At 55.6% G+C, this 12420-nt stretch carries 8 protein-coding genes and 2 pseudogenes; 4 read left to right on the top strand and 6 right to left on the bottom strand.

From position 1 onward, the window contains the following. Positions 1 to 72 precede the first annotated feature (72 nt). Positions 73 to 465 (bottom strand): cysteine hydrolase family protein, encoded by a 393-nt coding sequence (locus tag ACTG20_RS01750; protein ID WP_001351729.1) that lies wholly within the window; start codon positions 463 to 465, stop codon positions 73 to 75. 3 nt (positions 466 to 468) lie between these two features. On the opposite strand from ACTG20_RS01750, the pseudogene ACTG20_RS01745 reads away from it, so the two are divergent. Next, positions 469 to 987: pseudogene (locus tag ACTG20_RS01745) on the top strand (Tn3 family transposase); the annotation flags it as partial. 75 nt (positions 988 to 1062) lie between these two features. Here ACTG20_RS01745 and ACTG20_RS01740 read toward each other — a convergent pair. The 3 genes and pseudogenes from ACTG20_RS01740 to ACTG20_RS01730 all read right to left on the bottom strand — a co-directional run bounded on the left by ACTG20_RS01740 (position 1063) and on the right by ACTG20_RS01730 (position 6337). Beyond that, positions 1063 to 4080, bottom strand: a complete 3018-nt coding sequence (locus ACTG20_RS01740) for a Tn3-like element IS3000 family transposase (protein WP_439987425.1) — start codon at positions 4078 to 4080, stop codon at positions 1063 to 1065. 141 nt (positions 4081 to 4221) lie between these two features. After that, positions 4222 to 4926 (bottom strand): annotated as a pseudogene (locus ACTG20_RS01735) (DEAD/DEAH box helicase family protein); the annotation flags it as partial. Between the two features lie 787 nt (positions 4927 to 5713). Continuing rightward, complete coding sequence (locus tag ACTG20_RS01730) at positions 5714 to 6337, bottom strand: recombinase family protein (RefSeq protein WP_429102837.1); 624 nt, start codon at positions 6335 to 6337, stop codon at positions 5714 to 5716. Positions 6338 to 6946: 609 nt separating this feature from the next. Here ACTG20_RS01730 and hepT point away from each other — a divergent pair. The 3 genes from hepT to ACTG20_RS01715 all read left to right on the top strand — a co-directional run bounded on the left by hepT (position 6947) and on the right by ACTG20_RS01715 (position 9116). Beyond that, on the top strand, positions 6947 to 7375 hold the full coding sequence (hepT, locus tag ACTG20_RS01725) for a type VII toxin-antitoxin system HepT family RNase toxin (RefSeq protein WP_128816792.1): 429 nt from the start codon (positions 6947 to 6949) through the stop codon (positions 7373 to 7375). A gap of 167 nt (positions 7376 to 7542) precedes the next feature. After that, positions 7543 to 7797, top strand: a complete 255-nt coding sequence (locus tag ACTG20_RS01720) for a helix-turn-helix domain-containing protein (RefSeq protein WP_017410478.1) — start codon at positions 7543 to 7545, stop codon at positions 7795 to 7797. Then, positions 7797 to 9116 carry a type II toxin-antitoxin system HipA family toxin gene (locus tag ACTG20_RS01715; RefSeq protein ID WP_019841146.1) on the top strand — a complete coding sequence of 440 codons (1320 nt, stop codon included), beginning with the start codon at positions 7797 to 7799 and terminating at the stop codon, positions 9114 to 9116. The genes ACTG20_RS01720 and ACTG20_RS01715 overlap by 1 nt, the downstream gene beginning before the upstream one ends. 420 nt (positions 9117 to 9536) lie before the next feature. Here ACTG20_RS01715 and fhuB read toward each other — a convergent pair whose 3' ends face one another. Both fhuB and ACTG20_RS01705 read right to left on the bottom strand, forming a co-directional pair. After that, a complete protein-coding gene (gene fhuB, locus ACTG20_RS01710) occupies positions 9537 to 11519 on the bottom strand; it encodes a Fe(3+)-hydroxamate ABC transporter permease FhuB (RefSeq protein ID WP_194495359.1) in 1983 nt (660 codons plus the stop codon). Further along, positions 11516 to 12400, bottom strand: coding sequence for an ABC transporter substrate-binding protein (locus ACTG20_RS01705; protein ID WP_194495431.1), 885 nt, complete (start codon positions 12398 to 12400; stop codon positions 11516 to 11518). The genes fhuB and ACTG20_RS01705 overlap by 4 nt, the downstream gene beginning before the upstream one ends. Between the last annotated feature and the right edge of the window lie 20 nt (positions 12401 to 12420).

The raw sequence follows: 12420 nt of genomic DNA, 5'->3' as shown, positions 1-12420 counted from the left end.
CCTGACTTGGACTGGCCCTGCCTCGCACCAATCCACCTGCGGCTATGGCCGCGATCATGCGAGGCCCGAAAATTACACGACCTGTACACGTCCGCCGAACCCGGAACGCAACAGAGCTTCGTGGGCATCCCGATCCGGGTCGTAGCAGCAGTCCTGGACCAAACGCACGTCGTAGTCCGCATCACTAGCCCAGGCGACGCTTGAAAGAACAACGCCGGTGGTGCTTATCCCGGCCATGACAAGCGTGCTTACGCCGCGCGTCCGAAGGTCGGCGTCGAGCGCCGTGCCATAAAAGACGCTGGCTCGCGGACATGCATAGAAAAGGTCGCCCCGTTCGATCGCAAGCCCTTCGACGGGCAGACCGGTGCGAAATCGTCCGCTCGGGAGATACGGTGAGATTTGGCGATTCGTCGCCGGCGGCGCATGTTCATACTCTTCGCCGAGCGAAAAGTTGGGGAACAGCACGGGCCGGCCGCGCAAGGCGTGCTGGCAGCCGTGCAGACCCTGCGTGAGATGAACGCCGACAACCTGCGCAAGGTGCCGGCCGATGCACCCACGGCCTTCATCAAGCCGCGCTGGAAGCCGCTGGTGATCACCCCGGAAGGCCTCGACCGGAAATTCTACGAAATCTGCGCCCTGTCCGAGCTGAAGAACGCCCTGCGCTCCGGCGACATCTGGGTCAAGGGCTCGCGGCAGTTCCGCGACTTCGACGACTACCTGCTGCCGGCCGAGAAGTTCGCCGCACTCAAGCGCGAGCAGGCCCTGCCCCTGGCGATCAACCCGAACAGCGACCAGTACCTGGAAGAGCGTTTGCAGCTGCTGGACGAGCAGTTGGCCACCGTCACCCGCCTGGCCAAGGACAACGAGCTGCCCGATGCCATCCTCACCGAGTCAGGGCTGAAAATCACCCCGCTGGATGCGGCGGTGCCGGATCGGGCGCAGGCGCTGATCGACCAAACCAGCCAGTTACTGCCGCGCATCAAGATGGGGTTCTAGGGATTTTCCGTCCAAAAACGACAAAGTGCTCTGGAGGCCGCGCCGTCCGTGGCCTCCAGAGGGGTATTACTTTTCGCTGACGGGTAAATATCCCTCGATTGAGCGCATAAGCGCCTCCAGATCTGGCAATTTTTCGCTCAATTCGAAGTGGTAAGTCCCCTTGAGGTTAATGTTGTGCCAGGCCACAGGGGATGCCTGTTTGACGATATCTATTCTCTTGGTATCTCCTTGGTATTCGAAGCTGGTCAACAGCTGGCTGAGTATCCTGGAGTTGAAGTAAACGATGGCATTGGTGACCAGGCGAGCGCACTCATTCCATAGCTGGATTTCTTCGTCTGAACTGCCCCGGAACTGATCCCCATTGACGCTGCTCACGGCCCGACGCAGTTGGTGATAGGCCTCTCCCCGGTTCAGCGCGCGCTGAACATAGTTTCTTAAACTGGCATCATCGATGTAGCACAGTAGATAATTCGCTTTCACCAGGCGATTGTATTCCGTCAGGGCTTCCAGCAGCGGGTGATTGCGCTTGTACTCCGAGAGCTTTCTCACCAAGGTGGCTTGCGTTGTTTTCCGCTGCTTAAGTGATACTGCAATCCGTTGGATGGTATCCCAGTGCTGCGCAATACGATGGGTATTGATTGGCTTTTTTAAGCACAGCTGAATTCGGTGTTCTTTGTCTTCCTTGACATCAAACATGTCATTGATCACTTTGCCAACCTGGGCATAGCGTGGGGCAAACTGGTATCCGAACAGATCCAGTAACGCGAAGTTCACATGGTTCACCCCATGGGTATCGGTTGAGAGCACATCCGGAATGATGTCTGACGTATTGCTCATCAACAAATCAAAGATGTAGTGCGATTCATGTTCGTTGGCGCCGATCACTCTGGCGTTGATCGCAGCGTGATTGGCGATCAAGGTCATGGCAGAAACACCTTTTTGAGTGCCAAAGTACTTCGACGAATAACGGGTTTTGAAGGTCTCGCGCCGGGCTTCGAACTTTTGACCATCGGCACTGGCGTGGATCACATCTTCCTGGATGTTGTAGTACCGGAAGATGGGTAGCTTGGCTGTCGCGTTATTGATGTTGTCGTTAGCAGCATTCAATGTTTCCAGGCGAAGATAGTTCGCCTGGATAGTGCTGAGCTGATCATAGGTACGATCAGAGATCTGTGCCATGCCGTAAATGCCTTGATTGGTTGCATTGCCGACCAGAATTGCCAACAGGTCATATTCATGGGAACGGCTTCTGGATTGGGAACCCAGCACATGAGCGAAGCAGTCAATGAAACCGGTGTCACGATCAACCATGCGCAGTACATCCGCAATCCCCGTTGTGGGAATTTGCTGGAAGAAGGGATTGTTGACCAGATGATGTTTGCTGGCCGAAGGCAGGCGCCAGAAGCGTTTACCCTGCGGATTACGCAAGATGATATTCCGGTTGTCTTCCTGTTCAAGATATTCGCCGACTTCGTACAAACGGGTATCCAATTCCATGGCCATCTGTTTGATCAGCTTTTCAGGCTCCTCCGCTAATTTTGTAAAATGGCTCTGTTGAAGCAGCGTATATTTGTTTTTTCGCCAATGTTCCCCGTCGATCAGGTCGGCGTCGAGTGCCCGGTATTTAGTGATATCAGGCAGCGTCAGCTGGCCATTCAGGCGATCAGGAATCTGTTGATAGAGGAACCACTCATAACGATCGATCAGGATATTCCCTTCACCATCCAGCAGGAATTCACGTGATTTTTTGGAAAGGAGTCTGGTGTCGGCAGTTTGCAACTGAGCGTCCTGGCCGTTGAGTTCGTTTTGTGTTTTCGCCAAGGCGGCCGCTAAGTGCTGGGTGCCGTCGCAGCCTTCGAAGCGCAGACATAGGAACAACTCTCGCAGCAAACCTTTCCGCAGACTTTCTTTCTCGTCGCAGTACTGCCACATGGCTTCATCGACCGATCGTCGCTGCTCGTTCAGGAAGAGACATACAGATTCCAGATCCCTTTTGGTCAGCAGGCTCAGTGCTTGCTGTCTTACTGTTGCAAACGGTAGTTGCAGATCAATGCTGTCATCAATGAACAGGTGCAGTACTTCAGCTGCCTTGCTGACATTTTTAGCTGCTTTTTGCCAATCCTTAAACACCGCTTCCTGCGCATAATCCTTTGCCTTCTGTTTGGTCTGTCTGACATGATGCACAAAGCCATCGGCAATACGTTCCAGCGCTTGCTGCCATCGCGTTTGAAGATAGCACAATAAATACAGCCATTGGCTGCCTACGGTTTGACGTTTCAGTTTGGCACCGTAGTAGTCGACTTTCTCTGCCAGGTGTTGCAGATTTTTCTGCGACAGTGATAGCGTGCTCAACAGCAGATCCACTTCCGGCATCCAATGCTGGATATGGCGATAGACAATCAGTTCTTTCTCCAACTCGGTTCCGGTGAAGTTACGAGCCGATTGTCGCAACTGTCGGAACGGCAGTGGACCTGTGCCGTTCACGAGCTCCGCCAGTGCTTGCTTAAGACCGCGTGACATTGCACGCTCAAGGTGCGCGGCCATGTGTTCCTGTTCGTCTCCCACCACCTGACTGATGATCTTTTGCAGCGTGCTGTAGGCAGGGATTGCGATCTTCTGCCCCGAACAATATTCAATGGCCGCATCGAAGAGGTGCCTAGGCGCTGTCCAGGCTCTGGCTTGCTGGGATAAGTAATCTCTCAACGCCGCTCCATGGTCTTTGACATTCCAGCGCTGGTAGTTGCAGAGCTGGAAAACACGTTGGTAAATCCGTTCGTTCTCTTTTGGCGTGAGATTAAAGGGTCTACAGCCTGGGCCTGGTAGAACGGTTTGATAAACGTATTTGAGGTCCTGCTTGATCTGATGAAAGCCGGGATTCAGCACCACCGGCTTGGCTTTGAAATAGCCCAGCAGTACCACCAGCATGTAACGCTGGCCCCGATGACGGAGGCTTTTAGCGATCGCCAGTTCCTTATCGTTCAGCGAGAAAAAGAAGCGTTGGTCGGCGGAGGTGAAAGCGGGGGGTCCATATAACTCATCTTGTTCTGCCTCGGACAAGATTTGGACACGTTCTTCGAATGCCATGGATTTAGCCCAAAAAGACTAAATCTTACTCAAACAGAGCCCAAATAGGGATCTCGAAAAAAGTAATACCCCTCTGGAGGCCACAGACGGCGGGGCCTCCAGAGCACTTTGTCGTTTTTGGACGGAAAATCCCTAGAACCCCATCTTGGTCTGATCCACCAGAATGTTGCGATCGGCCAGAAACAGGATGCGCTTCTTGGCGCCCGCCTTCCACAAACGCCAGATGATCTGAAATGCGGTGTAGGTCTTGCCGGTGCCGGTGGCCATCACCAGCAATACCCGATCCTCACCTTTCGAGATGGCTTCTACGGTCTTGTTGATGGCCTGCAGCTGGTAATAGCGGGGAGATTTGCCGCTGCCATCCGAGTAATAGTCCTGACTGATGACAGGCAACTGGGCCTGGGTGTAACCCTTCCAGGTGCAGAGTTTATCCCAAAGCTGGCCCGGGCTGGGGAAGTCCTCCAGCGCGATCTCGGATTCCAGCTTGGCCGGATTGGTCTTGTCATGAAATACGAAGCCATCGCCGTTGCTGGCGAACACGAACGGCACATCCAACAGACGGGCATAATCGAGCCCCTGCTGCATCCCCTTGCCAATCTCATGCTTGTTGGCTTTGGCCTCGATCACCGCCAGTGGCAAGCCCATCTTGTGATAGAGCACGATATCGGCCGATTTGACCTTCTTGCGTGCCGCCATCTGGCCGCGCACCACCACCTTGCCATCCCGCAGCTTCACCTCTTGGCGAACCTGGGTCAGGTCATCCCACCCAGCAGCCTTGATAGCAGGCAGCAGGTACTTTGAGATGATATCGGCTTCGGTGAGGGTTGCTTTGTTGATCTCGGCCATGAGCACTCTTCCGGTCGGGGGACAATATTGCTCAAGATTCTCTCATAAATTCAGCCGGGTTTTATTGATTTCAGACTCATAAAGCAACATGGGGTGCTGCTCTTGATGGCATGCTTTCGGGTCAAGGAAACGTCTGGCAATGGCATAACTAGGTCGTAGTGAATGCTTGTTGAAGGGCATCGCTTGAGTTAGTCCCATAGCCAGTTAGACGGCTTGGCTCCCGCGGAATGCACAGGCCAAGATTCCAGATAGATAGGAATCCGCCCCCATCAATTCCAGCACACCAAGGTCCATAATCCCTTCAAACAAGATGACCAATATTCCAGAGAGAAAAACGGCACGAAATTTCCAGATAGATAGGAAGTCTTCGATCAGGATTCCACATAACTCGTTCTGAACTGGCATTCCACTATGTGGAAAATTCGCACCACTTTTCCAGATAGATAGTTATGTGGAAAGAAACTGGACGGGAATTGGTTGGGAATGACAGTGTTCATTCCATGGCTCCACATCCTGCGTGATTCCACGCAATCATGTTTGTTACGAGCGAACAAACTTCAATACTTTCAGTGCGTTGTTGATTTTTTCCTGAGCGAAGTCCATGGTGATATGGAGTTTGGTCACACGATCACCTGATTGCATCCTTTATCCGCTACACCTGAGGCCATCACCATGAACAGCATCGTCATCCTGATCCTCCTGTTTTCATTCCTGATTGGGTTTGGCGCCTTTGCTGCGTGGCTGTATATCGAGAAGCGTCGCATGGGTGCCTCGGATAAATGACCCGCTATTTTGCTGAACGGACCTCTTTTGCCACGCGCGAAATCAGATGGCGGGAGCAGCCCAACATTTCCTGGATCACCGAGTAGCTGTGTCCGGTGCTCAACAACTGTGCGATGTGCTGACGCTTCTTTTCATCTTTCTGGCGACCGCGGTATTTCCCCTCATCCCTGGCCTTGGCAATACCCTGCTGCTGCCTGCGTCTGCGATCTTCATAATCTTTGCGAGCAACTGCTGCGAGCATATCCAACAGCATGCCATTTACAGCCTGCAAAATGGCGCTGGTGAACTCGGAGCGGCTGTCCCCCTGTAACGCCACCCAGGAAGTCGGAAGCTCCGGAGAAACGATTGAGAGCTGTTTCTGAGCCAGCAACTGCTTCAATGTTTGCCAATCCGTCTGATTGAGACGGGCCAGACGATCAATCTGCTCTACCAGCACAATGTCACGATCTGCAGCATCACGGATCAGCCGCATAAGCTCAGGCCTGTCCAGCGTCGCCCCCGACTCATTCTCTACATAGAAACTGGCAATCTGATGGCCATGCTCAGCAGCAAAACCAATCAGCAGCTCTCGTGCCCGCTCAGCATCCTGTTCCACAGTCGATGCACGTAAATACGCCCGTATGAACATTGAAACCCCCATTAGTCTGTTTAAAGTGGTTCCTAATTACTGGTTCAATATAAGTGGTTTCAATATGATTTTCGAGAGGGTATTAAGTGGTTTTAATGGGGTATACCTTTTTAGAACCACCACATGACGATCGAAACACTGCCTTTCGATAGCCTTCTGATCTGACAAAACAAACTTTAAGTGTGACCCGTCATCACAAAGTCGCTTTTGAGTTGTATTTGAGCGACGTTGCTCACCATTCCTGATCTGCTGAATGGGATGCCAAAGGAGGAAATCTACAGAAGCTGGGCTTTGAGGTGAGTCATCTTTTCGACTCACCGAACAAGCCAGCAGCCAAGCGCAGCGCGGCAGGCTATTGAACGTTACGTACAAAAGCCCAACCATGTGACACCATACTAACCAGTATTCTGTCTCAAACTACCAAATGACCGTACCAAGGGGACAGTTTGCCCCTGGCACCAACTGGGATCTGGCGGTGGCCTTTGCTCCGACTAAACAGAGTGGACTACTGGATACAGCACTCAAGAACTGCTGGCGCTGTAGTGGCAATGAGTTCTGGGGGGAACTCTCGGTTATCGATATCAATAAGCATTAAGTAGAGAAGTAGAGATGAGCGATAACGCTTATATCGGCGCTTTGCGCACCAGCTTGTCGCGCTACCAGGCCGAGCTGTCAGAGATCCGGGCAATTCTGGCGCTGCGTACCCTTTCCAATCTGGAGTACCGCGCCGCCGAGCGAATCCTGCAAGTTTCTATCGAAGCAAGTATTGGCGTGGCAAAACACTGGGCCAAAACGCTGGCAGGCCATACCCCACAGGATGCCTATCAGGCATTCGAGCTCCTTGTCCTACGTGGTGAGCTATGCCCCGACACTCTGATCTGTTGGAGCAAGCTCATTGGCCTTCGCATTGCGCTGGTGCACGACTATCTGAATATTGACCCCGAGATCATCCGTAGCGTCATTGCTCAAGGCTATAGCGACCAGCTGTTCACGTTTGCAGAGCAAGGTCTCGACTGGTTGGCTGCCCATATTGATTGAAACTTCGACGTCATATCTCCGTTTACCGTTCTCTTACCCGATAGGGGATAAGTGTTAAATACCGCCTATAGCGTGTAAGTTATATTTACCTCCTATAACAGGTAAACATTGATATACCTGCCATAGCGTGTAAATTGGAAGAAGGCACGCTACCAGGTTGTCGAATCATGAAAGTAACCAGCGCCAAGCAGCTGAGCGCCTGTATCAAGGATGCCAGGCTTTCTCAAAAGCTCTCTCAAGGCAAAGTGGCCGAGAAAGTGGGGATTAGGCAAGACACAGTCTCCAGCTTCGAGCTCAATCCTGAGTCCACCAAGCTGGAAACCCTGTTCAAGATCCTCGCAGCGCTCGAATTGTCAGTGGATATCAAACCCCGCAATGAGTCATCCGAGAGTCCGGCATCGGGCTGGAAGGAGGAGTGGTAATGGCCAATCTGGCTGTCTACATGAACGGCTATCGGGTAGGCACATTCACCAAAACTACCAGCGGCGCCCATCAGTTTCAGTACCATGAGTCATGGCTAGCACAACCGGGCAGCCGTCCGATCTCACTCTCCATGCCATTGCGCCATCAGGCCTACCGGGGCGATGAAACCTATAACTTCTTCGACAACCTGCTGCCAGATAATACGGAGGTGAGAAACAGGGTTGTAGCACGCTATCAAGCGGCATCAACCCAGCCCTTCGATCTGCTCAGTTGCATTGGCCAGGATAGCGTAGGGGCATTACAGCTGGTTACCGAAGGGCACGACGTTCCAGATGTCAGGCGAATCGACTACAAAGCACTTTCCGATGACGAGCTCGAGCAGATCCTGACCAGCTACAAATCAGGAATCCCTTTGGGGATGGTCAGAGAGCAAGAGGAGTTCCGGATCTCTATCGCCGGGGCGCAAGAAAAGACTGCGCTGCTCTATCTCGATGACCGTTGGTACTTGCCACTCAACGCAACGCCGACAACCCACATTATCAAACTCCCTATCGGCAAGATTGAAAGCCACTCCTACTCGATAGACCTCTCCCAGAGCGTAGAAAACGAATATCTCTGCACTCTGATTGCCAAGGAGTTTGGTCTACCCGTACCTCACTGCTTCATGATGCAGGTTGGCCAGGTCAAAGCACTGGCTGTGGAACGCTTCGACAGACGTTACGCTGCCGATCGCAGTTGGATCATGCGCCTTCCCCAAGAAGATTTCTGTCAGGTATTGAATGTTCCGTCAGCACGGAAATACGAGAACCATGGAGGACCGGGGATCACTGACATCATGAAAACCTTGCTGGGCTCTGCGACACCAGAACAGGATCGCTACCTATTCATGAAATCTCAGGTCCTGTTCTGGCTGCTGGCGGCCACCGATGGCCATGCAAAAAACTTCTCGGTCTTTATTGAGCCGGAAGGGCGTTTTCGCCTGACCCCTTTTTACGACATCCTATCTGTCTATCCAGTATTTGGCGGCCGAGGCCTCAACCGAAGGGACGCCAAGCTCGCTATGGGCCTAGCAAGCAGCAAGGGAAAGAAGTACGCCATTGAGCAGATATTCCCGCGTCATTTCTTCCAAACGGCGAAAGCTGTGGGATTTGAACGTTCTGCTATGGAAGAGATCCTGACAGAACTGGCCAACTCCGTTGATGATGTTATTGAGCGCGTTACACAGCAATTGCCAGCAGGCTTCCCCGATACCATCAGCAGCACCATTCTAGAGGGCCTAAAAGCCCGCTCAGCCAGGCTGATAAAGGGCTGGGATTAAAATGGAGGTATGTGGGATGACTGCACGGTTAGCCAAACTACCTATGGGAAACTTGCACGGTTCGAAGAGTAAAGCGGCTTTCCAGGTTCCGGACGGTGCTACAGTCGGTTCAAAATATGTTCAAAACTCACCTAAAAAACGGTTTTAAGTGCGTGTGGTGGCATCACGTTGATTCATATGGGAAGGCTGCACGATCGAGAATGGACTATGTGGGAACGCTGCACGATGACAGAAACCCGTGAGCGGCCTCTCAATATGCTGTTTTAGTTACTTTTACCCCTAGTGGCCCCCGAAAAGTCACTAACATATTGAAGATAATAAATTATTTACATTCTGCATCGGCAAGTAAGCCGGTTCGGCAAACAACAAAAAGCCCGGGTTCATCCCGGGCTTTTTGTTGTGCGTTTTTTGTCCACAAACCTAGAGGCGGCGCAGGCACCACATGAAGTAAGCGCCTCCTAACAAGGTGGAGACCAGCCCGACCGGCACCTCCTGCGGGAAGAGGATCTGCTGGCCGACCCAGTCAGCCGATACCATCAGCAGTGCGCCGGAAGCGGCGGCCCCAAGCAGGTGCCAACGTGCCCGCACCAACCCCATCAGCTTGGCCATATGTGGCGCCAACAGACCGACGAAGGAGAGCGGCCCGACCACCAGGGTGGCACTGGCGGTGAGCACGGCCACCAGCAGCAGGATGGCGAGCTGGGCACGGTTGAGGCGAATGCCAAGCGCGGTCGCTACAGCACTCCCCATCGGCAGCAGATCGAGCCAGCGGCTCACCAACAGGCAGACGGCCAGCATCAACAGCGCCAGCCCCACCAACTCATAGGCCACCGGCAGGGTGACGTAGTAGGTGGAGCCGGACATCCAGGAGAGCAGTTGCTGCACCCGCAGGTCACCGTTGGCCAGCGCGATGGCCTGCAGCGGCTCAAACAGTGCCGTGATGGCGATACCGGAGAGCAGGATCCGCTCCGGCTGGAAGCCGTGCTTGCGATTGACCACCACCAGCAGCAAGAGACAAGCGAAGGCACCGAGCAGGCCACCGACCAGCATCAGCGGCAGGGGCAATGCAGGCAGCAACAGCGCCGTCGCTATCACCCCCATAAAGGTGCCGCCGCTCACCCCCAGCAGCTCCGGGCTCGCCATAGGGTTGTTGCTGACCCGCTGCAACAGGGTGCCCGCCAGCGCCAGCAGCACGCCAGCCGCCCCCGCCGCCAGAGTGCGCGGCAACCGCCACTCCAGTTGGGCCTGCCAGCGCAGCCAGCTTGGCCAGCTCCAGCCCGTCATCCCCTGTCCAACCAGCAGGGAGACGACCACGGCCAGCATCAGCCCGACCAGCAACAGGCCAATAAGGCGAGCCGGAGCCGGATGGCGAGCCACCAGCAGGCCGGCGTTTGCCTTAGGCGCACCCGACTTGATGCCCAGGCGCGGGATCAGCCAGAGCAGCAGCGGCGCCCCCAGCAGAGCGGTCATAGCGCCGGTGGGGATCATCACCGGCCAGAAGCGGCTCAGACTCTGCAGCAACAGATCGGTCGCCGCCAGCAGCAGGGCGCCGAGGATCGGAGCCCACAGCAGCCGCTGGCCGAGCTGGCGGATCCCGAGCAGCCGCACCATGGCGGGCGCCGCCAGCCCGATAAAGCCGATCAGCCCCACCACGCTCACCACGCAAGCGGTGACAAACACCGCCAGCCCCAGTCCGGCAAAACGCAGATGCTGAAGGGAGACCCCCAGACTGCGGGCGCTGGCATCATCCAGCTCCAGCACCGCCAGCGGGCGCACCAGTACCGCGGCCAGCGCAGCGGCTGCCAGCAGGCGAGGCAACAGGTAACTCACCCCGCTCCAGCTGTTCTGCACTAGCGAGCCACTGCCCCACACCAGCAAACCTTTCAGCTCTTCCTGAAAGAACAGCAAGAGTCCCATACTGATGGCCGCCAGATAGAGGTTGATCACCAGCCCGGCAAAGACGATGACCACCGGATTGAGCTGGCGACGCCAGGCCAGGGCAAACACCAGTGCCATCGCGAGGCTGCCACCGGCCATGGCGATCCACTCCCGCCCCAGCAACAGCCAGGAGGGGGCAAACAGGGTCACCATCATCAACGCCAGTTGGGCACCGGAGGCCACCCCCAAGGTGGTCGGTGACGCGAGCGGGTTGCGCAGCACCTGCTGCATCAGGGTGCCCGCCAGCCCGAGTGCCGCCCCGGCCAGCAGGGTGACAGCCAAGCGGGGTAGCCAGCTGAAATGCACCACCGCTTGGCTGACATCATCCAGATTGGGGGCGAAGAGGCTCTGCCACCAGAGCGCACCGGGCAGCTGGCGAGCCAGCTCCCAATACGCGAGCAAGAGGGTCAACCCCAGCAGGATCAAGACCGGCCGCAGCAGCGGCGATGTGAGCAGTCGCTTCATCGGCTAGCCTCCATACGCTCGACATCTTGCAGCAATGCATCGCTGAGCAGATCGGCGAAACGGCGGGCGGCCAATACGCCGCCAAAACTCCAGACCGCAGGCAGATGCAGCACGGGCGCCTGCCGTACCAGCGGCAGATGCTGCCACAGCCCAGGCTCCTGCAGCCGTTCATTCACTCCGACCGGGATGGGATCGACCACCACCAGCCGCGCGGTTGGCAAGGTCATGAACTGCTCGATGCTGACCACCGAGAACCCCCAGTCATTGGTTTGCTCCTGCCAGCCATTACGCAGCCCGAGGCGCGTCATCACCGCATCGAACAGGCTGTGGCGACCAAACACCCGCACATGGCGCTCATCGATAAACTGCACCACCAGCAGGGGCGGCAGATCCGCAGGCAATCTGGCCTGCATACTGGCGAGCTCCCGATCCAGCCCGGCCAGCAGCCGTTCGCCCTCGGCGGTTTTGCTCACCATACGGGCGAGGGTCAGGGTCACCTCGTGCAGCCGCTGCCACAGATCGGTTTGCCCATCATAGAGGGCGATGGTGCTCACCGGCGCGATGCGGGAAAGAGTTGGCGCCAGCGGGGCCGCCAGCGGCGAGATGAGGATGCGATCGGGTTTGAGCTCCGCCAGCAGCTCACGGTTGGGCTGGGTGCGCAGGCCGATATCCACCACTCCGGCGGGTAGCCGTGGCTCGCCGACCCATGCCTGATAGGGGCCTGCATCCCCAACGGCCAGCGGCGTCACCCCGAGTGCCAGCAGGGTCTCGGCGATGGTCCAGTCGACGGTGGCGATACGGGGTAGCGGTGCAGAGGCGATCGGGGATGTGTCAGCCTGCGCCACTAGTGGCAGCAGCAGGCTAATAAGGCAGGGTGCCATCTTCTTCAATAAACGGTTCA

It is taken from the genome of Aeromonas sp. 84A (assembly GCF_051919345.1).
GTDB classification, from domain to species: domain Bacteria; phylum Pseudomonadota; class Gammaproteobacteria; order Enterobacterales; family Aeromonadaceae; genus Aeromonas; species Aeromonas veronii.
Note: the sequence above shows the minus strand (reverse complement) of the source record. Positions and strands in the feature narration are given on the sequence as shown.

Bases quoted from the DNA above. Each gene is read 5' to 3' on its own strand.
- ACTG20_RS01740 (WP_439987425.1), bottom strand. From the start codon at position 4,080: ATGGCATTCGAAGAACGTGTCCAAATCTTGTCCGAGGCAGAACAAGAT.
- ACTG20_RS01730 (WP_429102837.1), bottom strand. From the start codon at position 6,337: ATGTTCATACGGGCGTATTTACGTGCATCGACTGTGGAACAGGATGCT.
- hepT (WP_128816792.1), top strand. From the start codon at position 6,947: ATGAGCGATAACGCTTATATCGGCGCTTTGCGCACCAGCTTGTCGCGC.
- ACTG20_RS01720 (WP_017410478.1), top strand. From the start codon at position 7,543: ATGAAAGTAACCAGCGCCAAGCAGCTGAGCGCCTGTATCAAGGATGCC.
- ACTG20_RS01715 (WP_019841146.1), top strand. From the start codon at position 7,797: ATGGCCAATCTGGCTGTCTACATGAACGGCTATCGGGTAGGCACATTC.
- fhuB (WP_194495359.1), bottom strand. From the start codon at position 11,519: ATGAAGCGACTGCTCACATCGCCGCTGCTGCGGCCGGTCTTGATCCTG.
- ACTG20_RS01705 (WP_194495431.1), bottom strand. From the start codon at position 12,400: ATGGCACCCTGCCTTATTAGCCTGCTGCTGCCACTAGTGGCGCAGGCT.